Below are 25,458 nucleotides of genomic sequence, written 5' to 3' on the forward strand. Positions count from 1 at the left end.
TACCTATAAAAAAGAGAACCTTCCTTTCCGGAAAGCTCTCCATTGAGCATTACTTTAGAAATCCTCAAGATCAAATCTTGTTTTTGACTAACCATGCTGCACCGATTACTCCGGCATCATTTCCAAGAGTGGCAATACTTAAGTTCGTTGAGGTCCTGACTGTAGGAAATGAAAATTGTTCAAAGTGTTTCTTGACCGGCTTTAATAAGATGTCCCCCGCTTTCGAGACCCCGCCACCGATCACAATCTTTTCAGGGTTTAACCCATTTCCAAGATTCGCAAGGGATAACCCTAGGTAGAATGCTAATTGATCGACGACAGCAAGGGCAAGTTCATCGTTCTCTCTTGCTGCATCAAAGATGTCCTTTGCATTGATTGAGCCATGGGAGTCTCTTAGCTCCCGCAGTGAGGATTCATCCGCACCAGCATTGAGTTTTTCATTGGCTAAGCGAACGACACCGGTGGCAGAAGCAACGGTTTCAAGACATCCCGTCTTTCCGCAATTACACTGAAAGCCACCTTCCGGAACCACTGTAATATGGCCAATTTCACCACCTGCCCCCTTCACGCCGTGGACGATATCGCCGTTTGTGATCACACCGCCTCCCACACCTGTTCCTAGTGTGACACATACAAGATCCTTGGCACCATCTCCTGCACCTTTCCACATTTCACCCAATGCAGCACAGTTTGCGTCGTTGTCAATAACTGCATGCAACCCTGTTTCAACTTCAAGCAGATCTTTTAGGGGTGTATTATTCTCCCACCCTAAATTGACCGCTTCGTAAATGATCCCTTTAGCCGTATCGACGGGTCCAGGCGCCCCCATTCCGATCCCGACCAGTTTATCTTTACTCTGATCCAGTTCCTCAAGCTTTTTATCAATCGCTTTGTCAATATTCACGATGATATTTTTTCCGTTTTCTGATTTATCAGTGGGGATTTCCCATTTATGTAGAAGCTCTCCGTATTTACTTAAGAACGCAATTTTTGTTGTCGTTCCCCCTAAGTCCACTCCAACCAACCATTTTTCTGTCATTTGTATCACCTGTCCTGTTTTTCTTTTTCAATTTCTATTTCATGTCGCAACAACAATAAAGCAGTCTGAAAATCCCCGATTTCAATCAGCTGGGATTGATAGAGTTCCTTTAGTTCGCCTTCCATTAGTTGCAGGTCGGAAAGACGATGCCCAACATATATAATTGTTCCGTAATTTTTTAATAACTGTTGGATATCATAAATCGTTTTCATGCCATACACCTGCTTTCAAATCTTCATTATAAAGTATAAGTGAAAACCGCTTTCTTCTCAATCAAAAACAGAATCCCGCAAAATGTTCATTGAGAGCAAAAGTTCCGTTTCATAGAAATTGTGATTCTCAAATACTCTTCTAACTAGTGTGTACTAGAGGATGAGGGGCACTAGTAATGCAAAAAGAGATTTCCTTAAAGGAAGATCCAGTAAGAAAATCTCTGTTCTATCGATTTTAACGATCAGGGTCTTTCGGATGCAGAAATCGTGGCCTTCTGTTTTTAAGCGGCATAGGAGAACGCAGAAATACGTCCCTGAATGCCCTGAAATTGAATGGTATGAATGGCCACATATATGGAATATCAAAGGAATTCATTCTCGACAGCATGATGATCCACACGAATACACCTGCTACAAAACCATACACTCCAAATAACGCCGTGCATACCAATAAGAAGATCCTTACAAGACGATTGGCCAGACTCATCTCATAACTCGGTGTAGAGAACGTACCGATTGCCGCTATTGCCAAATAAAGAATGACTTCGTTTATAAAAAGGCCAACCTCTACCGCAACCTGACCAATCATCAATGCGGCCACGAGCCCAAGGGCAGTTGCGAGAGACGATGGGGTATGAATGGCAGCCATTCTTAATATATCTATTCCGATTTCAATGATTAGAAATTGAAGGAATAAGGGGACTTCCCCAACATCATTAGGACCCACATAGGCAAAAGCTTCGGGCAGAAGTTCCGGATGAATGGCAAACAAATAATAAAGAGGCAGCAAAAAGATTGATGACCATACAGCAATGAACCTTACAAACCGGAGATAAGCTCCTACAGAAGGCTTATTCCTGTACTCCTCGGCATGCTGCAGATGATGCCAAAAAGTCGTAGGGGTGATCATGACACTCGGGGAACCATCTACCATAATAAGGACATGCCCCTCGTAGAGATGTGCTGCCGCTGTATCAGGCCGTTCTGTGTACCTCACCATAGGATAGGGATTCCAATGACGCCCGGCAATGAACTCCTCGAGCGTTTTCTCACCCATCGCAAGTCCGTCTGTATCAATCTTGGAAAGCGCATCCTTGATTTTATGCACCAAGTTCGGATCGGCGATATCTTCTATATAACTGACTACGATATCGGTCTTGGATCTTCTCCCTATTTGCATATATTCCATGCGAAGAGAGGGATCGCGAACCCTCCTTCTCGTCAATGCAGTATTAAAGACAATCGTCTCCACGTATCCGTCCCTTGAACCCCTGACAACCCGTTCGATATCCGGCTCCTGAGGTCCCCTGACAGGATAGGTTCTTGCATCAATCATGATGACCTTGTCAATTCCGTCCACTACAAGGGCTGTCGGACCTGCTAGTACTAAATCAATTACCTGATTCAAGTCATCTACTTGTTCAATCTCTATATAAGGAATGTACGTCTTTAATAGCTTCTCTAACGTATCTTCTTCCAATTGTTCAGGACTGAGCCCCGATAAAAGCTTCATTAGATAATGCATGATATCGTCTTTTACAAAGCCATCCACTAAAAACATGGCCATCTTGCGCTCAGCATACTCCAGATCCAATTGAATGACATCAAAGCTCTTATCCACTGCTAAGGTGTCCCTTAAATAATTGGTGTTTTCTTCAATCTGAGTAGAGACAGGCTTTTTCTTTTCATTTGACATTAGCCTTCACCCCCCCAATACCTTTACATGTATTTCCATCTTTACCATCCTAGACAAGGTAGTCGGAAATCATACCTCCTATCATATTCACATACGCATCTTCATACTATGTACTAAATGGACAAACCACTGGAGTGAACAAAATGAACCATAGATTGAAAGAAGCAATGCCCTTTTTAATCATCATGTGTCTAGTCGCTCTCGGAATTCAATACGTCTACAAACCACAGACAGAAGAAAGTATTATTTTTTTTCCGATCAATGAAAATGTATCGTACGAATCGGCGGCTACAATCCTCATGCTTGAACCGAAGAAGAAGAATGATCATTACGAGGTGGACTGGAAGGTATCTTCAAAGCTTGATACACCAGCTTATTTACGCCAGGATGTCGGCTTTTTATATATGAACGGAAGATTGAAAGGACTCATGAACGAATGGGAACAAGATACAGATCAAATTGTGGAGCAAACAACCATAAAGGGGAAAGAAAGCAGTCTTCTCCAAGCCGTATCTTTCCATTATTCAGAAATACATGAATCCGACACAGATTTCACCAGTGCTCAGAAAATGTCGGAAGATACCTTGTACGTCATCGATTCGAATTTCAGCCCGTTAAATGCCTTCAGACAACCAGCGACCGATGCAGAAACAGAATGGAAAAACATACTGGACAAAGTGACGTCCCAACAACTCGACTACTTATGGGAAAAAGCGATTTCCTCCCTGGAGATCCAAATCAAAGACTATACTTCCATTCCATTAACCGAACTCTCAATGTACGATGGCCGTCCGTTGGAAGGTTTCACAGAGCAGGAATGGGAGCGCCTTATCGGAAATCTTTGGGAGGGCCTATATAAAAACTATTATCTGGGGATAAAAAAAGAGGACGGCTCTGTCGTGGAATCCTTAGACAGTGCCATCCCTCTGCTATTAGTAAGTAAAGATAAGAAAGAAGTGATTGTCCTTCTCATTGATCAAAACGGTGAAGCGTCCTTGCTCAGGCAGCTTCTATCTCCTTAGCGGTTCAGGTCATTATAAAGCTTCTCATAATTTTTATCCTGCCTATTCAGATCATAGGCTTTCTTTGCATGGAGAAGGGCTTCTTCCCTATTTCCTGAGTCAATCAAAATCAATGCCAGATTGTAATGAGCTTCGTGAAAGCTTTCATCCTCTTCTATGGCAGCGATCAGATGCTTTTTCGCTGCTGGCAATTTATTCTGTTTAATTTCAGCATACGAAAGATAGAAAAAAGTTTGGGCATCAGGGGATCCTTCTTCAACCACCGGAGTAAGAAGCTTCTCGGCTTCCTCCCACTCCTGATTTGAAATCTTTTCCTGGGCGACCCCATTTACTGTATCGGTGTCCCAGTTTGTCGAATCCGTTCCAGGTCCTTGCCATACTAATATACCTGTAATCAAAATGCTTCCTATTAGGAATAGTATCTGCCTTACGGGACGGTTATAGTGTGGAAGGCTGACGATCCCCGCAACAAGGAAGCCCCCTATCAATCCTCCGATATGACCTGCATTATCAATCCCTGGAAGCGAGAATCCCAAGGCAAGATTCAAAAGGATTACCCCAATGATATTGGTTCCCATCGTACGGAAGAAAATGTTTGGGTGCAATACACCGAAGTATAGTAGAGCGCCAAAACAACCAAAGATTGCTCCACTGGCACCGGCTGAGAGATTGGATGTAAACAGGAAGCTGGCAAGCGTTCCTGTGATGCCCGACAAAATATAGATGACAACGAACCGGATACGGCCGAACATTTTTTCCACTGCCAATCCCAAGTAATAAAGCGCCAATGTGTTCATTAAGAGATGCAATAATCCTATATGCAGGAAGATAGGGGTTACGAGGCGCCACCATTCTCCTTCGATCATAAGGGGGTTATACTTTGCACCGAATTCTATGAGCGTTTCCGGATCTTTGCTTCCTCCATTCAATTCAAGGATAAAGAACATGAACACTTGAACGGCAATGAAGAAATAAGTAAAGAACGGCTTGCCCCTCTCGAATAGCTGTCTATCCTTTTGAACCTGCTGTTTAGATGACGTCATGGTCATGTTCTTGATCCAATCGACGTTCGCTTCCAGTATTTCAGGGGGGAGTTCCCATTCTCCTTCATTAAATAAAAGATCACCTTTCAGCACTTCAATACTTTCTTCACCATGAAGAAGCATAGGCTGAACGTTCGTTTTTCGATGCTCCACAGGATCCCTAAGTAAAGCAGGATCACCATCGACGGGAGGATACGTTGATATATATAGGTTCTTAATTGTCAGTTGCCTTTTCCCCAGGGATTTTCTTATCTTCTCTCCATTAATGGAAGTCATTTCTAAATCCCGCTTGACCCAGTTACCCCAATCCAGGTCCCTTCTGACGATCCGGATGATATTTGCCTCTTTAACCCTTGCATTTTCCAACCATATTTCATCCTGATTCTCAGAAAGTTTGAGTATCCGATACTCTTTATATTCCACCAGATGGTGGGCCACCTTCCAAAATAAATAATGATAACGTAAATCCACTACATCCACTACTTTCTTTTAAATTCATTTACCATTCCCGGAGTCTTGCTCTTCCGAATTGAAAGATTATGTATATACTCCTACTATACCGAACCTGTTTTTAAGGTGTAAACAAAAAAGACTGCAGGGTGAGGACATTCCCTCCCTGCAGTCTTCTTTATGCTTCAAGACCGAAATGCACCTTGAATAAATTTCGAGCGGATACCCGGCACCCCCATTGCTGCTTTCACGGCAAATTTACGAATGATGAAATTCCCTAATAACAGGTTTAACAATCGATAGCGATTTGGAACAAGAAAGAGAACCAGACCGCCCAGTACTAACCATTTTGTCCATCCGTTCATCATGATCCCTCCTACTAGTAGTTTGGATCATAACCGATCAGCTTATCCAACAAATTAATTTACATTTGCCGTTTTATTCTATCTCCAATAAAAAAGAAGAAGGATCACACCTGCCATAAGGCTTGAAAGGGCATTGACCAGCTCATTATTCATCCAGAAGCCCTTCGTTCTCTCGGTCTGCTTACCGCAGTGCAAGGTGGATTCTGTATGAACTCCGCACACTCGACATCTGTAATCCAGTTGAACGAAAGCACCAAGCAGTGTATCCATAATGTTGCCTAGAAACCCAGAAACCGTGATCAGGATAAAGCTTTCGTCATCCATACGATCAAACATTAGGAGTGCCGCCAGAGTAATAACGGCTGACCCCAAGGCAGCTGCTGCAGTACCAATTAGAGAAATGGCTCCCGATGTGCCTTTGGGAACTCTCTTAAATGACCTTACTGAAAATGGCGGTTTATGACTGAGGGGACCTATTTCGGAAGCCCACGTATCTGAATTGGCCCCTGCAATGGAAGCAGCAAAAGCAAATGTAAAGACCCCATCCCCCGTCAGGCTGAACATCAAGGCAAACAGTGCAGCAGGTCCGCCGTTTGCCAACACCTGCTGCCAATCTCTTATGGACGTCTTAGCGAGCCGGTCCTCTATCCCAACCTTGGCTTTCTTAAATAGATGGGACCATATGCTTGAGGACAAGAAGAAGACGCCCAAAACAATTAACCCCCTGAAACCATAAGCGTTCCCAATGAAAAGGCCAATCACCACTGCCATCACAGCCCCAGATGAACTTAAATTTTTTGTCTTCCATCCACCTATGGAAATGGCGAGAATAAAGAGTAAAAGAAAAAAAGATTCAACCGTCACAACGTATCCGTCTCTTCTCCGTGAGAATGGTAGAAACCTGCATATCGAAGGGTTCAACCGGCAGTGTATCAACTATTTGCTCTTCAAATGCGAGAGACATTGTTGTTCCTGAATAGGTGGAAAGCAATCGATCATAATAACCTCCGCCAAAACCAAGCCGGTAACCCGTGATTGTATAACTTAAGCCCGGGACGATCATTAATTCAATCGATTCGTTTTGAACCGTTGTGGCCTTTTCAGGGACCGGTTCGTATAAATTAAAGTAGGACTGTTCCAATTGATGAAAATGATGCAAATGATAAAAGATCAACTGCCGATTCTCTGGGAGACACTTCGGTACCACGACTGTTTTCCCCTCCTCCCAGCCTCTTTTGATGATATTCCAAGTATTCACTTCGGGAGTTTTTGATATGGTGAGCGCAACCGTTTGGCTATTCTTCCATTGAGGAGATAGGAAGAGGCGCTGTTCGATTTGAAAACATTTTTGTTGGAATGTGATGTGATCAATGGATTTCAATGTTTGCAGCTGAGATTTCCGCCGCTCCTTTTTAGACATACGATCCCTCCATACCTTGTAATCATACTTTATTTTAATCTATTTCCTATGTAATTGCGATGTGCCCGTGGTTTTCACGCAGGCATTCATCGAATAAAGCATAAAAAAAAGCAGCGGATAAAATCCGGCTGCTTATTTCGTTTCGCGGTGAAGAGTCACACGCTTTAATTTCGGGCAATATTTTTTTAGCTCTAAACGATCTGGGTTATTACGCTTGTTCTTAGTTGTAATATAGTTACGCTCACCAGTTTCTGTGCAAGCCAAAGTAATGTTTACACGCATTATAATTTCCCTCCAAACATATACATCATCTACTATTCATACGACTTTTCTATAATATCACTTTTCTCTTGGAAATGCTAGTCCGTTTTTTATTCTGTCACTTAAATTTGAAACCTCTTCTTCCATACCTCCAACAATAGCATATACTTTCCCACGTTTCACTTCGAAGGGTTTGAAAGAGAAGTCAAGCATGTACACCATCATATTACGGCCATTGGTGATGGGATAGTAATATAAGCTCCCCTTGCTCAAGGATTTCTTCCATAACTTAAGTCCTTTCAGATTAAGCGGATAAATGGTTTTTTTTACAGAGTGGGCACAAGAAACAATATTGGTGATCGCAACATGTTTGCCACTATAATTCCAGAATGTGTCCTTTGTCAGGGACAGGACCCCCACTCCATCTTCTGTGCAAGCCAGCCACTCAATCAGAAAGAATACCTTTAATTGACGGTGTTCTTTTGAAGTATTCTCCATTTCGAATAAGCAGGACTCCCCCCACCCCTCAACTTCTTCCCTCACACTTGCTTTAATGTCATTAAGGACGGGGGCATGCCCGGATATGGGGACATACTCATTTTTCTTACTCCAGGTTATCCCTTGAATATGGAAGGTACGTCTAGGATTCTCCTTCATTAGCCTCTACACCTTTTGCCAGATTTTTATTTTCTTTCCATAATACCTCGCAAGCTCCCTTGCATGATTCCGTCTATCTGCCTTGGAGTATATGATGAACCCTCTTTTTGGATCACTGATGATCTTCGTCCTTCCCCCATCCCTATGTTCGAACACGATTTCTTTCTGGTTGGAGGAAGTAGGAACCGTCTCAAGCAGTTTTGCTAACACCAACGGTTTTTTCCCATTTGGGCACGCCACTTGAAGCCGGGTGATGAAAGGCTCCATAAAGTCCCTTGAATGGTGATATCCTCTTTTCAGAGAAGGGGGAGAGAAATACCCCCGCATCAGATCGTCCCTTGCACCCTTATATTCTTCCGGATTGCCGATATCTCTCCAATATGCACTGGTCTTGAACACGTATACTTCTTCATTGTTCTGAAGCATCAGTGGAATGAAATCTTGTCCAAAGTCCCTGGCACCGGTATGGGCATATCGATCAAGTAGCATTGGGTCCATCATATATACACCAGTATTGACCTCGTTCCCAACCCACTCTTCAGGTTTTTCGATGAAATGGACTAATTTGCGTGTTTCGTCTGCATGACATATTCCGTATTCTTTCGGATTTGCCACTTCCTTAGATACTACAGTCATGACCGCTCTTTTCTCATAATGGAATTCTATGACCTTATCGATGGGAATATTGGTAAAGGCATCTCCGCTTAAGACAAGGAACGGTTCACGCAACCTGTGTCTGGCGAGGAACAGGCCACCGGAAGTACCCAGAGGAGACCTTTCTTCCAGGTAAGTGATATTCACATTGAACCGGTCTCCATTTCCAAAGTATTCTTTTATGGTTTCACTTTTATAACATGTTGTAATCAGAATATCTTTTATTCCACAGGACCTAAGAAGATCTATGCTATATTCAAGAATCGGCTTATTCAGGATCGGTACCATGGGCTTTGCAATGGACATCGTGTAGGGCCTTAATCGCTTCCCTTCTCCACCTGCCAATATGACCGCCTTCATCTTTTTATGCCTTCCACTTTCGATTGAAGCAGGACATCTTCATATACATGGATGGTCTGGTCTGCGATCCGATCCCAACTAAACATGGATTTTGCCATTTTAAATCCCAGTTCCCCCAATCGTTCAGACCTTTTGGTATCTTCAATCAAAGAAACCAATTGTGTGTAGAGACTCTGTTCATCATTCGGTTCAAATAATAAACCGGTCTGTCCATGCTTTACGATTGACTTTAATCCACCTGTGTTGGAGGCCACAACTCCTTTACGAAACGCCATTGCCTCCAAAGCAACGATCCCAAAAGGTTCATACAAACTCGGGAAAATGACAGCCAGACAGTTTTTCAAATAGTCGTTCCGTTCGCGATCGGAGATGTACCCCACAAATGATACGGTATCAGAAAGGTCATCCTGGATGACCGTCTGACGGTAATGCTCAAGCATCGGACCCTTCCCGGCTATGACGAATAAGATCCCATGGCCTTCTTTCTTGAGCCTTAAAGCTACTCTGATGATGGTATCGAAGCCCTTCTCATGAACCATTCTTCCGATCGAGAAGAAATAGGTTATCGGAGGCTGCTGAGAATTAAACTGAGAAAACTGATCCAATTTCTCCAGCTCCACACCATTTGGTATCACAGCAATTGGTGCTTCAATTGTAAATAAGCTCTTGATTTCTTCTTTCATATGCTCACTGCATACGATTAAATGATCAGATGCAGAAATGAGTAGCTGCTCTTCCCTGTGAATCTTGTGTTGTAAATCGGTATATATCCCTTGGTTTCTACCATGCTCAGTGGCATGGATGGTGGTGATAAGCGGTAGGGAATAGTATTCTTTCAACTTCATTGCCGATGTTGACACAATCCAGTCGTGTGCATGAATATGTGTGATCCTTTCGTCTTTCACTAAGTCATGGGCGTAATGAATGAATGCCTGATTCAAATCGAATACCCATTTAAAGAAATCCTCTTCATAGGGATGCAGTGGATGCACACGATGAATCGTGACTCCTTCGCTTTTCTCGAGGGAGAGTGTATCATTTGCTTTGGTTGTAAGGACATGCACATGCTTTCCCTTTTTCACAAGGTTATTGGCTAAATCATACACATGCCTCGATAATCCTCCAACGATATTAGGAGGGTACTCCCATGAAAGAATTAAGACAGAATCATGCTTCTCTACCACCCCGACGCGCGTTTCTGTAAAAAGCTTCGTCAATATTTCGTCAGATGGAAAGGGGACCAATCCTTTACGATGAAGAAGTAGATATTCATCCTTTGGTCCGACCTTGACTTGTTCAAGCAAGGTGTCAAAATGAATGGTTAATACTCCATTCTCATCATTGAACCCTTCAAGACATGCGACCCACTCTCTTATAAGCTGATGAGTCCACTCTGACTCATCCACCATGGTCACCATGTTTTCCAACTGCTCTTCCATGCGATGAATCTTTCGAATATTCCTGATGGATGCATCAGGCATGACCGGGGTTTGTTTTTCCATTCCAAGATATCCGAATCCTACTCTTGAAAGAGAGGTAGGCTTTTTCATCTGTGCATTCAGTTCATGATGCAAGTTTCCATCATCAAGCTTCATTAATTCATCATAGTCCGAAAGCTCTTCTATCTCTACCACTGAAAGCGGTTGATCGCTTTCTCTCCCATCCTTTATTCTACTTTCTGAGATAGGAAGAAGCTTCAAGCCTCTTGGTGTCCTGATGACCCCACTGTCCTGTTCTTTCTCACTATGTTCGTAAGAGCAGGAAGATATAAAGCTATATTGTATTCCCTGCTGAATAAGATAGAGGTCTATCCCGGGAACATAAGCCGCTCGAGGTAACCAAAATGCTTCGGGTATCTCCTGGAAATATTGCTTGTATAATAACGTACTCATCCTCACCTGGGATTCAATCGCTCTCGGAGTCCGGAAATGGGTTAATGGAAAAGGACTAACCGTCGTAGGAATAATCCTCACTTTACCTTGGACTTCAAGATTCTTATAGGCTTGTACGAGATTCATTTCATAGGTAGACCATTGTGAATAGATGCGCTGCCACTTATGTTTATCCTCGGTGTTTGATTGAAGTAGATTTGCTTGGATGATGACAGTGGCACGCTCTTTGAACTCCTCGCTCATAAAAAGGGGAAGAAGGAGAGGATTTAATACCACAGGAATGGAACGCCCCTCATTCCTTTCAAGGAATTCGATCAATACACTATTCTCCATAAGAAATGAAAGGAGTATTCCCTCCTTTTCAAAAAAGTGAGAGAATTTCAGTTCATTGAAATGAGGCTTAACAATGATTTTTGATAAAGACTTCATGCCTTTTCCCTCCCATTTGTTACATAATAGGAATACGTGCTTACATGTTCGACCCACTTTGGTTCATTAATCAATCCCTGTTCATATTCCATAAGTTCTTTCATACTATGGGCCTCCTGGTGATGAGATGTCCTGGGTGTATGGAGAACATTGGAACGAGTGAAAGCAACGAAGTCACCTGAAGAGAGCCGTAACCCGATTTCCATACAGTAACTTCTATTTCCTTTCAAACCGTTTACGAACCAATCACTTTCTGTAAATGGTACATAGGAGTCTGAATGGTAATGTTGATTATGCCCATTAAAGGAAATGGAGGTAATATCATATAATCGAAGAACAAATGGCTGAGGGTCGGATGTCATCTTAAAATGCTCTTTTACCAGCCGGATCCACTCTTGTGATATGTTCCAATGACAATAGATTCTTGAAGAAGTTGAAAACATGATCATTAACTCCGTAGCCCGGGGATTCTTTGCCCTGTGCTTTGGCATCCTTCTGCCAAAGGAAGCTCTTCCGACACGTTTTTTAGGTATTTCCTGCTCCGTCGTCACTATATCCATTTCAGGTTCCTGTTTGTTCTCCAATGCTTTCTGATACTTCACCCATTGATACTGAACCTTCCCGACCGACGTATTCAGTTCTTTAGCGATCTTTCTGAAAGACACTCCTTGTTCCTTTAACTTAATGATTTCTGTAATCAAAACAATTCCTCCTAAAGAGTAAACATATATTATATTATTTCAATCTAAATATTTTGACAATTATTCTTAAATTTATCGTAACACCGTATTGAAAAACCTACAATAAACGCATTTTGTCGTATCTTGTTACACGCAGTGATAATAGGATTTAAGCTGCATTTTTTTTGTGAATTATTATGCTGAAATGATATTTAAGCGATTACATTTTAATAGTGACATCATTCTTTCATTGTTTTCGACAAAATATCCGCAAATCCCACAAATTCGACCTGCAGTCATATAGAGTTAAAACCCTATATGTGCTATAACTAAAGAAGATAAAGAATAGAATATGGGGTGATATAATGACTTTACTTTTCATTGGATTAGTAAGCTTCTCTATCCTGTTACTAGTCATTTCGTTTTTTCAACGGGACCGGTACCGCGATATTGAAAAAGACATGGGAGAGTTATCGATGAATGTACTGCAGGAACAATATAAACTAAAGAAACGGATAAGCGTTTTGGAAGAAGAACTGATGATGGATGGAGAGAGACCATTTCAGAAGAATCCCGTTAACGAAATCATTAAAAATCAAGTTATTTCACTTTATAAGCAGGGTGTAAATGTGGATCAGATCACAAAGCAATCTGCATTGTCCAAACAAGAAGTCCTGTCAGTCATTAAAAATTCTTAAGGCGGATAAAATGAAGAGCGGCCAACTCCTTTTACTTCGGAGTCAGCCGTTTTTTCACATCTTAAATGTCTTAACCAAATCAGAAAGCTGATCTGCTTTTTCAATTAGATCATCCGACTGCCCATACAACGTTTCAATCAGACTATTTTGTTCCTGGACAGAAGAATTGATGGTAACCGTTCCATTGTTAAACTCTTTGCCGACAGCAGCAACGCTTTGAAATGCTCCTTGAATATGGTTCATGTATTCTTTTAGTAACTCAAGGCTACCAGAGATATCCGTAATATTCCGATCCATTCCTGAGACTTGTTCCTTCATCTCCTTGAAATGATCTCCTGTCTTTTGAATGTATTCCTTCCCGATACCCAGCTCTTGATACCCGTCTTTTAAAGAACTGGAAACTTCATTGGATATATGTTGAACATTCAGAACGCTATGGTTTATTTCAACCAATGAGGAATCTACGTCTTGTGCCAACTTTCGAACTTCATTTGCAACAACAGAAAATCCTTTACCTGCTTCTCCCGCTCTTGCCGCTTCAATGGAAGCATTTAGTGAAAGTAAGTTGGTCTGATCGGCAATTTTCTTGATGCTCTTTGTCAGATTGCTGATATCAGTTGCGCTTCCCTCTAATCTATCCAAAAGGTCATACGTTTTCTTTATTTTCTTATACACCATTTCAATTTGTTCGGTCGTAGAATTCATAGAAGCGAATCCTTTTACAGTGATCCCTTGCATGTACGTTGAGAGAGATGACAGGGAGTGCCCATTCATCTCTACTTGAGTGACCTGATCATTGAAAGTTTGATACTGATTATTCAATTGACGGGCAGCCGCCACTTGATCATCGGAACTGATCGATAACCGATACATGGAATCAGATACCTGGTGACTGGAGGCATTGATGGAATCTGCAAGAGATTTTATGTTCTGACTATTGCTTTGAACCGTAGAAGAACCGTCTTTGATCGCAAACACCAACTCCCTTAAACGCTCTACCATATGGCTGATAGAGTAGTTTAACTGGCCTATCTCATCCTTGCTCCTGGTAGGAGGAATCGATTGGGTTAAATCCCCCTGTGCAACAGATTTGGTAACGGTCAGGATTTTTCCTATGCTCCTATTTATCTTGTTTGAAACAAGCGTGACGATGAATCCACTTGCAATCAAGGAAAGAAGGACAAAACCAATCAACCAGAAAAAAATAAGTGCATATTATTTTCAGTTGTTTTCATAACAGAATTTTGTTGCTCGAGGGTGCGCTCTCTTATTTTTAATAAGATTTGATTATTTTCGTCCCTAAGAACACTTATTTGTTTCCGGGCATTTGTATAAATATCTTCATCTAAGCGAACGACAGCTGGAGCAATTTCCTTGATGAACAGTTCATCGATCGTGTTATTATTTTGAGAAAAAGTCCGGATAAATTCTTGATCTTCCTTGTTCAGATCTTTCAGGATGTCATTTGTCTTCTCGTTGAGCTCTACCCTTAATTTGCGATATTCTTTCACATCTTCTTCATTTAAAAACGTTATGTAATCGGCAATCCGAATATCCTTGGCATTAATAAGCCTGCTTAACTCCGTGATTTCTACAGAGTGCTCTCCGGTATCTTTCATAAAACGCATATCCTGCATGACATGATTCAGACTGAAGAGAGCTAAGCCCACGCATGAAATAAACAGCACGGCATTCAATAGAAACGTGTAGGCAAGTTTATTTTTTATGGAATGATGATATGAAAGCCGGGATGAAATTCGATTTTCTTTGATTCTCGATACATATTTCCTAAAAGGAATAGATAGTTTCAAAATTGAATCCTCCTGTATGTAAAACTTTGTGTCTATTAAGAATATGTACCAAAATACCCATTTTTTCTATAGTTTCACCATTATCTTAATATAATCTTTACAAAGGGGGGCTAATGACTATTAATTTAAAAAAGCGTCCCTTCATTTTAAGAAGAGACGCAAAAACTTAGTTATTCAAATCAAAACGTTCACCAGTCACTAAGAAAATAACATTTTCACAAATATTCGTAACATGATCTGCTACACGTTCAATATATCTGCACGTAAAGGCCAGTTGTGTAATCTGACTGATTTCATTAGGATAGTTCGGGATATACGTCATAAGTTCTTTGACTAATTGACCGTATAACTCATCAACCTCATCATCCCGATCCGCTACTTTCTTCGCCATGGAAGCATCCTCTGTGTAGAAAGCAGTCAACGCTTCTTCAAGCATTTCTTCAGCAATTGAAAGCATTCTAGGAATTTCTTCGATTGGTTTTATTAATTTCTGATTCCCAATATGCAGGGTAGACTTAGCGATGTTCGTCGCCATATCCCCGATCCGTTCAATTTCAGAACAGATTCTTAATGCCGAAATAATTTTCCGCAGGTCTGTTGCAACAGGTGATTCCTTTGCAATTAAGATAATGGCAAGGTTGTTAATTTCATTATCATATTGATTGATTACATGATCCTTTTTGATGATTTCCTCTGCCAGTTCAATGTCTTGTGTCTTTAAGGCTACCACAGACTCTTTTAAAGACGTTTTAGCAAGATCAGCCATATCAAAAAGCTTGTCTTTTAACTCTTTTAAATTGTTATCAAAATTTCTTCTAATCGCCATACTCATTCCCCTTTGCTAAGTAATGATGAAGAACCGTTTTTTAATCTGTGGGTATTATCCAAATCGACCCGACACATAATCTTCTGTTCTCTTGTCAGTAGGATTAGAAAATATTTTATCCGTTTCGTCTAATTCAATCAAGTCCCCTAACAAGAAGAAAGCCGTTTTATCAGATACCCTTGCTGCCTGCTGCATATTATGAGTGACAATGACAATCGTATATTGTTTCTTAAGATCACTGATCAACTCTTCGATTTTAACAGTAGAGATGGGATCGAGAGCAGACGTCGGTTCGTCCATCAGAAGGATTTCAGGTTTAGTCGCAAGTGCCCTGGCAATACACAGACGCTGTTGTTGTCCACCTGAGAGGCCCATGGCAGGGGCATCCAATCGATCTTTTACTTCATCCCATAATGCAACACTCTTTAAAGTGGATTCCACGATTTCATCAAGTTCTTTCTTCTTTTTGACCCCATGCACTTTCGGTCCGAATGTAATATTGTTATAAATGCTTTGAGGAAAAGGATTCCCCTTTTGGAATACCATCCCGACTTTTTTTCTTAATTCGACTAAATCAACTTTGTCTGAAAGGATGTTCGTCCCATCATAATTGATTTCACCGGACATTTTAATCCCAGGAACCGATCGATTCATCAAGTTTAATGTCTTGACGAATGTCGATTTCCCACATCCTGATGGACCAATGATCGCTGTTACCTCTTTATCATATATAGGAAATGTAATATTTTTTAACGCATAGTTATTGCCATACCATAGATTTAGGTCATTAACGTTAAATGCCGTTTTTTGTGCTGTTGCTATTGACACACGAAACCCCTCCAACTAAATGATCAACTGAAACGCCCTGAAATGTAGTCTTCTGTTCTCTTTTCTGATGGATTGGTGAAAATCTTTTCGGTTTGGTCGAATTCCACTAAGTCTCCATTATAGAAGAATGCCGTTTTGTCAGAGACACGTGATGCCTGCCCCATATTGTGGGTGACGATGATAATCGTGTACTCTTTTTTTAAATCGGTGATTAATTCTTCAATTTTTGCATTTGAGATTGGATCAAGAGCCGAGCAAGGCTCATCCAATAACATGACAGTCGGTTTCATCGCAATCGTTCTTGCGATACATAAACGCTGCTGCTGTCCGCCTGATAGTGACAGTGCTGAAGTATGAAGGCGGTCTTTTACTTCATCCCAAAGTGCCGCTTTTGTCAAACTCTCTTCTACCAGTTCATTCAACACACTTTTCTTTTTGACTCCTGAAAATTTCAATGCATGAACAATGTTTTCGTATATAGATTTGCTAAATGGATTTGGCTTCTGGAAAACCATTCCGATTTCTTTTCGAAGGGCTACAACGTCAATGTTCTTACCAAGAAGATTGACATCTTCATACATGATCTTCCCTTCTGCACGAGCGATCGGCACTAAATCATTCATGCGGTTAACCGTTCTTAAGAAGGTTGATTTCCCACAACCTGAAGGACCGATCAGAGCGGTTACAGCATTTTTTTCAATTTCCATATTAATATTTTTCACTGCGTGATTATCACCATAATAGAAGTTTAAATTCTGAACATCGATGATGGTCTCTTTTTTAAATCTATTCGCTACTCTTGAAGAGCGTTCCTGTTTCATTTCTAATTGAACCGACATGTACTATCACACCTTCTATTATTTAGTCGCTGTCATTTTATTATGAATGTAGCTTCCAATGAACCGTGCACCCAGATTAAAGATCAAGACAGAAAGAATCAAGACGGCTGATGCACCTGCAGCTTTTTCGTCTACATCAGGGATTAAACCTTGTGTATTGACAGACCAGATGTGAACCGCCAGGGTTTCAGCAGGTCTAAAAAGGTTCAATGGTGATGTAGGAGAGAATGGGTTCCAATCCATATAGTTCAATCTTGGAGTGGAAAGTCCCGCTGTGAATAATAATGCAGCTGCCTCCCCGAACACGCGTCCTGACGCAAGGATCGCCCCTGTCAGAATTGAGGGGAATGCGCCTGGAATAAGAACCGTTTTCACCGTATGCCAATTCGTGATCCCAAGAGCAAGACTCGCCTCTTTCAATTCCCGTGGGACTCCTCTGATGGCATCTTCACTTACACGCACCAATACCGGAAGGTTAAAGACTGTAAGAGCCAACGCTCCTCCTATAATGGTATATCCCCAGCCTGTTGTATTAACAAACACTAATAATCCAAACATTCCAATGACGATTGATGGTAGTGAGGCCAATACTTCAATACATGAACGGATCGTATTCGTTATTTTACCCGGTTTAGCGTATTCAGCCATATAGATTCCTCCGCCAACACCAAGCGGAACCGTTATGATCATCGTGATGACCAGAATATAGAATGAGTTGAATAATTGATCTCGTATTCCTCCACCGGCACGAACGGCACTTGATGGGGTTGTCAGGAAGTCCCATGTCACATATGGAAGTCCTTTAATTAATATATAAGAAAATAGAGCAACTAATAGCGCAATGATAATTGTCGCTATCCCAATGAAAAAACCTGTGGCGATCTTGTCTGCTCTTTTACTATTCATTAGACTTTCCTCCTAGATGATAAGTAGCGGATTAATAAGATAAATACGAAAGACATAATCAACAGAATAAGACCCATGGACCATAGCGTGTTATTCTCAACACTTCCATAAGTGGTATGTCCCATATTTAACGTTATGATCGTTGTCAATGTTGCCGACGCATCTACTATACTTTGAGGAAGATCTCTCGTGTTTCCTATAACCATTTGAACAGCCAGTGCTTCACCAAAGGCTCTCGCCATACCTAATACTACAGCTGTCAATAAAGTTGGCAATGCTGCCGGGATTAAAACTTTTCTAATGGTTTGCCATCTTGTTGCCCCTAATGCATATGATCCATCGCGCAGGCTTTTTGGCAAAGAGCTCATGGCATCAGTGGCAATGGTTGTGATGGTAGGCAAGATCATCACAGATAATACAATCATTCCGGCCAGTAATGAAAATCCGATACCGGATGTATGGTTGCGAATGAATGGAACTAAAACTGTAAGCCCTATAAATCCATAAACAACGGAAGGAATCCCTACAAGAAGCTCTACAATCGGCTGCATGATTTTCCTTCCCCAAGATGGAGCGATGTCTGTCATAAAGATCGCCGCTCCAATGCCGAGCGGTGCTGCAATGAAAGCAGAAAGAATCGTTACAGCAAATGATCCAAATATGAAAGGCAAAGCGCCATACATCGGGTTCTCCCCTGTAGGACTCCAATCTGGACTGGTTAAGAACTCAATTGGACTTACACCATTTTTAATAAATGATTGCAACCCTTTTGAAGTTAAGAAAATGGTAATTGATATTGTTGCCGCAATCATGATGACTGCACTTAGTGTCACCAGGAATTTTCCCTTAAATTCACCGCTCATCCAAGATCTATTGCTTTTAATCAGCCTCTTTGAGGCAGGTAGCTTGTTTTCCATAACCGTAAACACCCCTAAATACGAGATAATAGGGTAAATGCCCTCAAGCATCTACCCTATCAATTTATTTAATTGCATCTTGAATTACTTCTTTGTTTGTTTCCCTTCAGCGTCACGTTCAACTTCCATTTTTGTAGAAGCGATGTAACCTTGGTCTTTTAATAAACCAGTCTGAACATCTTCACTCATCATGTAATCAAGGAATGTTTTAGCTAAACCATCAGCTTCACCTTTAGTGTAAGAATGTTGATAAGCCCAGATTGGGAATTCGCCTTTTTGTACGTTTTCATCCGTTGGTTCTACACCGTCAACGGCAAGTGGTGTCACACTTTCATCTGTGAAGTAAGAGAAAGCAAGGTAACCGATTGCTCCATCCGTTTCGCTGATGATTTTCTTTACAGTGTTTGAAGAATCTTCTGTGATTCCTTCAGCAGGAGTTTCTCCATCAAGACCGAATTTCACGAATGTTGCACGAGTACCAGAAGAATCAGGACGGTTTACAAGAGTGATCTTTTGATCTTTACCACCAAGCTCTTTCCAGTTCTTGATTTCACCAGTGAATACTTTTTTAAGATCTTCTTTAGAAATGTCTTCGACACCAACATTAGGATTAACTGCAGCTGTCATACCTACAACCGCTACTTTATGGTCAACCAACTCATCCGCCGGGATACCTTCTTTTTCTTCAGCGAATACGTCTGAGTTACCGATTTGAACTGATCCTTCAGAAACTTGGGATAATCCTGTACCAGATCCACCAGCATTAACTTGGATGTCTGCATCTGGATTTTCTGCCATGAATTCTTCAGCTGCTGCCGCAACAAGTGGTTGCATTGCAGAAGAACCTGAAACTACGATTGAACCTGAAGCTGTTTGTTCTGTTTTACCTTCATCATTGTTGTCTCCAGCATTTTCATCTTTGCTGCTTCCATTCCCACATGCAGCTGCAAATGCTACTAACGTTGCAATGATTAAAAGCAGACCGTATTTCTTGAAGTTCTTCATTCTTTAATTCCCCCTAAAATATTGGTTGTTTTGTCCTACGAGTTATAGATTAATAGATGAGTGTTAATTGTGTTTTAATCGATTGTAAAGGTTTTGTAAATTCGACATTTTTCTTCATGATTCCGCGGTTCATAAATGCTTAAAACCCTTATAGGACTAGTATTGTTTTATACTTATTGGATTATGTATCATTATAAAAAAAATCTGATTGACTTAATCTTTTTAAGGGTATACACCATAGTTTATTCCATAAAAAAACTGACTTATGGAACAAATTTCCCATAAGTCAGTTTCTATTGTTAATTATTTTCTTCTCTTTCTTCTTTCATCTGTTCTTCTGCTTCTTCCGCATTTTCCACTTTCTTGTTAACCGATGTTGGGTCTTTCACTTTTTCTGCACGTTCTTTCTTTAACTCAAAGTACTTATCCATCACCCGTCTGGAGATGTATTTATTTACATAAGGATCAGACACACCGCTTGCTTGGATATGTGATGCTGGAACCAACGTAGCATAAGCTACTTCAGGGTTGTCAAAAGGTGCATATCCAATCAAAGTGGTGTTATAGTTCAATTCCCCATCTACATACGTTTCGGCTGTACCGGATTTACCCGCCGCATTATACGGTGCGTCATGAAATAAGTAACCCGTTCCTTCAGGGTTGTGGTAAACCCGATAGAAACCATCTTGAACATGTTCGATCTGTGCCGGTGTGGCATCAATACGGTTCAGGACATTTGTTTCTTTCTCAAACAGGATAGGTCCGAGACTTTCCTTCTCATTGGTAGGCTCTCTTATTTCCTTCATGATATGAGGCTGCACACGGTAACCATCATTGGCGATGGTGGAAACATATTGTGCCAGCTGCATGGTTGTGTACGTATCAAATTGGCCAATCGCCAAATCCAGCAGGAAACCGGGGTCCGTCTTGGTTCCTGTTAGACCGGAAGATTCTCCGGGCAAGTCGATTCCTGTCGGCACACCTAAACCAAATTGAGCATAGTGATTTCTAAAGGTATCAAATGCTTCTGGATTATTTACGATTGGTTCATTCGGTACATATCTGCCGCCTGCAATTTTCAAGGCAACCTTCCACATGTAGGCGTTGGAGGATTTCTCCAGTGCATATAGATCGGTCATAGGAATTTGCTGATATTTATTAAACCAGGAAGTTTTCGGTTTCGTCCCTTTAATCCTCAATGGTTCATCAATCAATACTTCTCCCGGTGTCAATTTCCCTGTCATATAGCCTGTAAGGACGGTCGCGCCCTTTACAACTGATCCCACTTCATAAGAAGAGGTAAAGGTTCCTAGTGCAGCATCCCGCATTTCATATTTTCCCGTCTCGGGATTTTTCACATATTGTTTTCCGGCCATAGCCAGGATTTCACCTGTATTTGGGTCGATCATGACGACATATGCACGATCCAAATTAGGGGATGCATTACGATTGACAATCTGCTTACTTAATTCTTCTTCGATGATTTTTTCAATTTCACGCTGAAGTTCCATGTCAATGGTAAGGACAATGTCTTTCCCTCTCTGACCTTGTTGGACCAGGACAGATTCCAGTACACTGCCGCCTTTTGTCACGTTTTTTATTTGTTCTTTTTGTCCTTGAAGTACATCTTCATATTCTAATTCTACGTAGCTTTTCCCCACCCGATCGTTCCGATTGTAGTCCTGTGCTAAATATGAATCTACCAGATTCTTCGGCAGTCCTTCCCTGGCAGAGGATACATTTCCTAAAATGGTCCGTAACGTATCATCAAATACGTATGAACGCTTCCAATCCGTAGTGGTGTTCACACCTGGAAGTTCACTCAAATGCTCACTGACGGCTGCGAATTCTTGTGGTGTGACATCTTCATTTTTCACGATTTGTGGATTCAGGGCGTACCCACTTGAAAATTCACGGTAGATAGCGATGATTTCCAAATCTTTATCCGTAAGTGATGCAAGTTCTTTGTCGGTGATTCGGTCCAATCTCATTTGATACACTTTTTTATTTACATCGTCTTCAGAAAGGTCCTCATTATTTTGAAGTTTTTTGATTTCCGATGCAGTGACTTTGGCATCAGCTTCTTCTTTATGATTGATCAACCAATAATCCTTCTTGTCCCTTTCCGTGACATCATCTGTATCCTTTTCGATATACTCAGAAAGTCTGGAGGCAACCTCGATCATCTCCTCGATCTTTGTGCTGTTTGCACGAGTGTAGGTAATGGCATTGAGTGGAACGTTATCGACGATCACATTGCCATAACGGTCATACATCTTCCCACGTGGCACACCCGTATTGACCACTATATCCTCTGTTCTTTCCACTTCTTTCTTATAGCTCTCCCCATTCACAATCTGAACAAGTCCAAGTCTAAGAACAAGAAGAGAAAATAATAAGAACACGGCAAAAAACAGCAAATTCATCCGAACGGGAACATGCGTCTTTCTTTTTCTCTTATTCTTTTTCAATTCTTCCAGCCCTTCCTATATGTAAAAATTCTTTCTAACTCTTCTCTGATACCTTTTTATTAAATATAAGAATGAGGTAGATTCATCCTGTTTCCTCTCTTATCATTTTATAGAATTCTTCAAGGATAATCTAGCCATAAGTAAAGAGAGGAAATCTTTCCCTCTCTTTGCTTTATGTTCCTTATAAAGGCAAAACGACCTTTCGTATAAATATATAGATCAGCGTATGTCCCGCCCCAAGAATTAACAGTAAGATGGGGATGCTTTCTTCCTGGTTGAAGAGGGTCACCGCTACGATGAAAGAAAGGACCGATACGATCCTGCCGAGGTTCAAGAAAATCTCTCTAACCACGATATACTCGATTCTCATTTCAGCTGCATTCCATCCTGTCCCAATGACATCATAGGTCATAGAAATATAAGGCACCAGCAAAATGGGATAGGCAATGGCAATGACTCCAGCATAAAGCAATAATTTCGTATAAGTTACATCAAATACGATGAGGAATATTGCCAGATACAAGAGGATTCCCCCCAATAAAATAGCCCGTTTCCTCAAGGGTTTCTTTATGACTCTGGAAGCGACATAGTACCCGATAAAAGCTATACCCGAGTTGATCAGCCCGAAAGTACCGATGGCAAATTCACTTCCAGTACTGATGAAGACAAAGACAGAAATGATAAAGATGAACGTCCCTTCCCTGAGACCCTGGAAAAAGTGGGCATTGGTGATGAGCCGCCAATTGTGATTGTGTTTTCTTTCTTCCAGAATCCTAAGGAATAAGTACCTCCCTGAAGCCGGTCGCCTTTTGAGGAAGAAGCTCATGACCACTGCGAGGGAAAATAATAAAAGAGAGATTCCAAATACAATGGTATACCCTTTAAAGGAAGCAAACCTTGAAATGATGAATCCGGCAAGAATCGGTCCGATCATGCCTCCCGCTGAAGTCAATGTACCAAGGAACCCATTGAAAAAATCCCTCGTCTCAGGTTCAGTGATTTCAAATGTCAGAACATTGAAGGCCAACCAGTAGAAGCCATATCCAATTCCAAGGAGCGCACCCAATACGACAAGAAAATTTTCTGCCGATTCTCCAAATGCAAGGACGGATATGTAAAAGAGAGCCAAAAAAATAACACCGAAGCGTAATACGATCACCCGGTCCACTTTCTTAGCCAGTCTTCCAGCTAAGATAAATGTCAAAGGCTGAAAGATGACCACGGTTAAATTATAAACCCCTAAATCAATGAATTCACCTGTCTGCTTCCACAGGTAAATGTTCACAAAGGTGTTGGAGAGAGCAATACTCAATGAGTACAATCCTCCGATTAACAGGAGCAAAGTGAGATCTTTCGTTAAATCAATATCGCCTAATACCTTTTTATAGCTACTCATGTGAAAAACTCCCCTTTAACGTACCCCTATCTTTTGAAAAAGGGAAGAAACTTATACAAAAAAAAGAGAGGTTCTTAAAAGAACCCCTCTTCCGGAAAGCTTACATTATTTAGCAGCTGAATAACGCTTAGCTACTTCATCCCAGTTTACAACGTTCCAGAATGAACTGATGTAATCGGGACGACGATTTTGATAGTTAAGGTAGTAAGCATGCTCCCAAACGTCAAGGCCTAAAACAGGAGTTTTACCTTCCATTAGAGGACTGTCCTGATTTGGCGTGCTTGTTACTTCTAATTCACCGTTGTTTACTACAAGCCAAGCCCAGCCTGAGCCAAAGCGTGTTGCAGCCGCATTTGCGAATTCTTCTTTAAATGAATCGAAGCTTCCGAATTTTGAAGAGATGGCATCTGCTAATTCTCCAGATGGAGCGCCTCCACCATTCGGTGATAGTACCGTCCAGAATAGAGAGTGATTAGCGTGACCGCCACCATTATTGCGGACTGCCGTACGAGCACCTTCAGGAACTGCGTCTAAGTTAGAAACAAGATCTTCAATTGATTTGCTTAATAAATCGTCGTGTCCTTGAAGTGCATCATTTACTTTGGTCACGTATGCGTTATGGTGTTTTGTGTGATGGATGTTCATTGTTTCCTTGTCGATATGAGGTTCTAATGCATCATATGCGTAAGGTAATTGCGGTAATTCGTAAGCCATAATAAATTCCTCCCTATGTATAGTTTCCTGAATAGTTATATTCAGGTCGTTTCAGTATAAGATTACCAAAACAACTATAGCTGTTCAAATATTTTGCCTTCAATCTCTTACTTTTTTCGTACAAGAATAAAATACCCTATTTTCTGCTGACTAGTCATTTGAATATTATTTTGTCATTTTTTTATTAAGAGGAGTGGTTCATTCGGCTCCAGCTCCTCGCTTTACCTGCGATCTATTGCTACTCCCTCAGCAATCGAGCACACAGATCGGATCACCAAAAGGTTAATGTCTTACATGCTTCCCACGTAGTCTGCACATAGGAATTAAATAACCCAGAAGAAATAGATCGCCATTACAACTTGAATGAATCCTTTTGTGAATACGCTTGAGATGAAGCCTATCACCGATCCTATTCCAACTTTGACTGCAGTCTTCAGGTTAGACCGATGGACGAACCACTCCCCAATCACAGCTCCAAGGAAGGGACCAATCAATATTCCTGCGACAGGTATGACGAATGGACCTAACAGCAGTCCAATGGTACTTCCCCATACCCCTGCCTTCGTTCCCCCGAATTTTTTCACTCCGATCAGGTTCGCCATATAATCTGCTCCGAACAATAAGGACACAAAGAGGATCTGTACAGTCCAGAACAGCCAGCTGAAGGGCTCAAAGCTGAAAAACACTCCATACAACAGAAAGCTGCCTACTAAAAATACGACACTTGGCAAGATTGGATACACCAGGCCGACAAAAGATAAAATCATGAGTATCATAATGATGCTCCAGTAAATGATCTCCACGTTTCAACACCTCATTTCGAGTATAAAAAAATCTGACCCCTTTGACAATGATCAAAGAGGTCAG

General features: G+C 41.3%; 26 protein-coding genes and 1 pseudogene. 2 read left to right on the top strand and 25 right to left on the bottom strand.

Annotation, left to right across the window (positions count from 1 at the left end; genetic code table 11):
- Nucleotides 1-70: 70 nt before the first annotated feature.
- From JI667_RS02160 to JI667_RS02170, 3 genes are all read right to left on the bottom strand, one after another.
- Entirely contained in the window at nucleotides 71-1,039 is a 969-nt protein-coding gene (locus JI667_RS02160) for an ROK family glucokinase (protein ID WP_206849887.1), read from the bottom strand.
- 5 nt (nucleotides 1,040-1,044) lie between these two features.
- Nucleotides 1,045-1,251, bottom strand: a complete 207-nt coding sequence (locus JI667_RS02165; RefSeq protein WP_206849889.1) for a YqgQ family protein — start codon at nucleotides 1,249-1,251, stop codon at nucleotides 1,045-1,047.
- Between the two features lie 235 nt (nucleotides 1,252-1,486).
- Nucleotides 1,487-2,947 (bottom strand): spore germination protein, encoded by a 1,461-nt coding sequence (locus JI667_RS02170; protein ID WP_206849891.1) that lies wholly within the window; start codon nucleotides 2,945-2,947, stop codon nucleotides 1,487-1,489.
- Between the two features lie 143 nt (nucleotides 2,948-3,090).
- On the opposite strand from JI667_RS02170, the gene JI667_RS02175 reads away from it, so the two are divergent.
- On the top strand, nucleotides 3,091-3,969 hold the full coding sequence (locus JI667_RS02175) for a hypothetical protein (RefSeq protein WP_206849892.1): 879 nt from the start codon (nucleotides 3,091-3,093) through the stop codon (nucleotides 3,967-3,969).
- Here the strand turns inward: JI667_RS02175 and JI667_RS22615 are convergent.
- From JI667_RS22615 to JI667_RS02220, 9 genes are all read right to left on the bottom strand, one after another.
- Nucleotides 3,966-5,483: a rhomboid family intramembrane serine protease gene (locus tag JI667_RS22615; RefSeq protein ID WP_206849903.1), complete on the bottom strand. Its 1,518-nt coding sequence runs from the start codon at nucleotides 5,481-5,483 to the stop codon at nucleotides 3,966-3,968. The genes JI667_RS02175 and JI667_RS22615 overlap by 4 nt on opposite strands.
- Nucleotides 5,484-5,647: 164 nt before the next feature.
- The gene (locus JI667_RS02185) at nucleotides 5,648-5,830 is read right to left on the bottom strand and encodes a hypothetical protein (protein ID WP_244668165.1); all 183 of its coding nucleotides are present in this window, start codon (nucleotides 5,828-5,830) and stop codon (nucleotides 5,648-5,650) included.
- Between the two features lie 75 nt (nucleotides 5,831-5,905).
- Nucleotides 5,906-6,691, bottom strand: coding sequence for a DUF92 domain-containing protein (locus tag JI667_RS02190; protein WP_368077871.1), 786 nt, complete (start codon nucleotides 6,689-6,691; stop codon nucleotides 5,906-5,908).
- The gene (locus tag JI667_RS02195) at nucleotides 6,681-7,247 is read right to left on the bottom strand and encodes a 5-formyltetrahydrofolate cyclo-ligase (RefSeq protein ID WP_206849914.1); all 567 of its coding nucleotides are present in this window, start codon (nucleotides 7,245-7,247) and stop codon (nucleotides 6,681-6,683) included. The genes JI667_RS02190 and JI667_RS02195 overlap by 11 nt, the downstream gene beginning before the upstream one ends.
- Nucleotides 7,248-7,379: 132 nt before the next feature.
- Nucleotides 7,380-7,529, bottom strand: coding sequence for a 50S ribosomal protein L33 (rpmG, locus tag JI667_RS02200; RefSeq protein WP_064091498.1), 150 nt, complete (start codon nucleotides 7,527-7,529; stop codon nucleotides 7,380-7,382).
- A 57-nt stretch (nucleotides 7,530-7,586) separates the two neighbouring features.
- Nucleotides 7,587-8,165 carry a hypothetical protein gene (locus tag JI667_RS02205; protein ID WP_206849916.1) on the bottom strand — a complete coding sequence of 193 codons (579 nt, stop codon included), beginning with the start codon at nucleotides 8,163-8,165 and terminating at the stop codon, nucleotides 7,587-7,589.
- Nucleotides 8,166-8,171: 6 nt separating this feature from the next.
- Nucleotides 8,172-9,179, bottom strand: coding sequence for a nucleotidyltransferase family protein (locus JI667_RS02210; RefSeq protein WP_206849918.1), 1,008 nt, complete (start codon nucleotides 9,177-9,179; stop codon nucleotides 8,172-8,174).
- Nucleotides 9,176-11,500: a glycosyltransferase gene (locus JI667_RS02215; RefSeq protein WP_206849920.1), complete on the bottom strand. Its 2,325-nt coding sequence runs from the start codon at nucleotides 11,498-11,500 to the stop codon at nucleotides 9,176-9,178. The genes JI667_RS02210 and JI667_RS02215 overlap by 4 nt, the downstream gene beginning before the upstream one ends.
- A complete protein-coding gene (locus tag JI667_RS02220; protein WP_206849923.1) occupies nucleotides 11,497-12,201 on the bottom strand; it encodes a DUF4912 domain-containing protein in 705 nt (234 codons plus the stop codon). The genes JI667_RS02215 and JI667_RS02220 overlap by 4 nt, the downstream gene beginning before the upstream one ends.
- 344 nt (nucleotides 12,202-12,545) lie before the next feature.
- On the opposite strand from JI667_RS02220, the gene JI667_RS02225 reads away from it, so the two are divergent.
- Nucleotides 12,546-12,878, top strand: coding sequence for a hypothetical protein (locus tag JI667_RS02225; protein WP_206849925.1), 333 nt, complete (start codon nucleotides 12,546-12,548; stop codon nucleotides 12,876-12,878).
- 54 nt (nucleotides 12,879-12,932) lie between these two features.
- Here JI667_RS02225 and JI667_RS02230 read toward each other — a convergent pair whose 3' ends face one another.
- The 13 genes and pseudogenes from JI667_RS02230 to JI667_RS02285 form a co-directional block, all read right to left on the bottom strand.
- Nucleotides 12,933-13,880, bottom strand: coding sequence for a methyl-accepting chemotaxis protein (locus JI667_RS02230; protein ID WP_414635217.1), 948 nt, complete (start codon nucleotides 13,878-13,880; stop codon nucleotides 12,933-12,935).
- Nucleotides 13,872-14,072 (bottom strand): annotated as a pseudogene (locus JI667_RS24015) (HAMP domain-containing protein); the annotation flags it as partial. The gene JI667_RS02230 and the pseudogene JI667_RS24015, both read right to left, overlap by 9 nt.
- Nucleotides 14,069-14,689, bottom strand: a complete 621-nt coding sequence (locus JI667_RS02235; protein WP_206849929.1) for a hypothetical protein — start codon at nucleotides 14,687-14,689, stop codon at nucleotides 14,069-14,071. The gene JI667_RS02235 and the pseudogene JI667_RS24015, both read right to left, overlap by 4 nt.
- Before the next feature lie 166 nt (nucleotides 14,690-14,855).
- Nucleotides 14,856-15,515: a phosphate signaling complex protein PhoU gene (gene phoU / locus JI667_RS02240; protein ID WP_206849931.1), complete on the bottom strand. Its 660-nt coding sequence runs from the start codon at nucleotides 15,513-15,515 to the stop codon at nucleotides 14,856-14,858.
- Nucleotides 15,516-15,569: 54 nt separating this feature from the next.
- Nucleotides 15,570-16,343 (bottom strand): phosphate ABC transporter ATP-binding protein PstB, encoded by a 774-nt coding sequence (gene pstB, locus JI667_RS02245; RefSeq protein ID WP_206849933.1) that lies wholly within the window; start codon nucleotides 16,341-16,343, stop codon nucleotides 15,570-15,572.
- Between the two features lie 23 nt (nucleotides 16,344-16,366).
- Nucleotides 16,367-17,182, bottom strand: coding sequence for a phosphate ABC transporter ATP-binding protein PstB (gene pstB, locus JI667_RS02250; protein ID WP_206849935.1), 816 nt, complete (start codon nucleotides 17,180-17,182; stop codon nucleotides 16,367-16,369).
- Between the two features lie 18 nt (nucleotides 17,183-17,200).
- The gene (gene pstA, locus JI667_RS02255; RefSeq protein WP_206849937.1) at nucleotides 17,201-18,088 is read right to left on the bottom strand and encodes a phosphate ABC transporter permease PstA; all 888 of its coding nucleotides are present in this window, start codon (nucleotides 18,086-18,088) and stop codon (nucleotides 17,201-17,203) included.
- On the bottom strand, nucleotides 18,088-19,005 hold the full coding sequence (gene pstC, locus JI667_RS02260; RefSeq protein ID WP_206849939.1) for a phosphate ABC transporter permease subunit PstC: 918 nt from the start codon (nucleotides 19,003-19,005) through the stop codon (nucleotides 18,088-18,090). Before pstC ends, pstA begins: the two co-directional genes overlap by 1 nt.
- An 84-nt stretch (nucleotides 19,006-19,089) precedes the next feature.
- Entirely contained in the window at nucleotides 19,090-20,010 is a 921-nt protein-coding gene (locus JI667_RS02265) for a phosphate ABC transporter substrate-binding protein (RefSeq protein WP_206849941.1), read from the bottom strand.
- A gap of 299 nt (nucleotides 20,011-20,309) precedes the next feature.
- Nucleotides 20,310-22,436 carry a peptidoglycan D,D-transpeptidase FtsI family protein gene (locus JI667_RS02270; RefSeq protein ID WP_206850512.1) on the bottom strand — a complete coding sequence of 709 codons (2,127 nt, stop codon included), beginning with the start codon at nucleotides 22,434-22,436 and terminating at the stop codon, nucleotides 20,310-20,312.
- 226 nt (nucleotides 22,437-22,662) lie between these two features.
- Complete coding sequence (locus JI667_RS02275; RefSeq protein ID WP_206849944.1) at nucleotides 22,663-23,877, bottom strand: MFS transporter; 1,215 nt, start codon at nucleotides 23,875-23,877, stop codon at nucleotides 22,663-22,665.
- A 105-nt stretch (nucleotides 23,878-23,982) separates the two neighbouring features.
- On the bottom strand, nucleotides 23,983-24,591 hold the full coding sequence (locus JI667_RS02280; RefSeq protein WP_034757581.1) for a superoxide dismutase: 609 nt from the start codon (nucleotides 24,589-24,591) through the stop codon (nucleotides 23,983-23,985).
- Between the two features lie 323 nt (nucleotides 24,592-24,914).
- On the bottom strand, nucleotides 24,915-25,394 hold the full coding sequence (locus JI667_RS02285; RefSeq protein WP_206849946.1) for a DUF456 domain-containing protein: 480 nt from the start codon (nucleotides 25,392-25,394) through the stop codon (nucleotides 24,915-24,917).
- Nucleotides 25,395-25,458 lie beyond the last annotated feature (64 nt).

Source organism: Bacillus sp. NTK074B (assembly GCF_017303375.1).
GTDB lineage: Bacteria > Bacillota > Bacilli > Bacillales > Bacillaceae_B > Rossellomorea.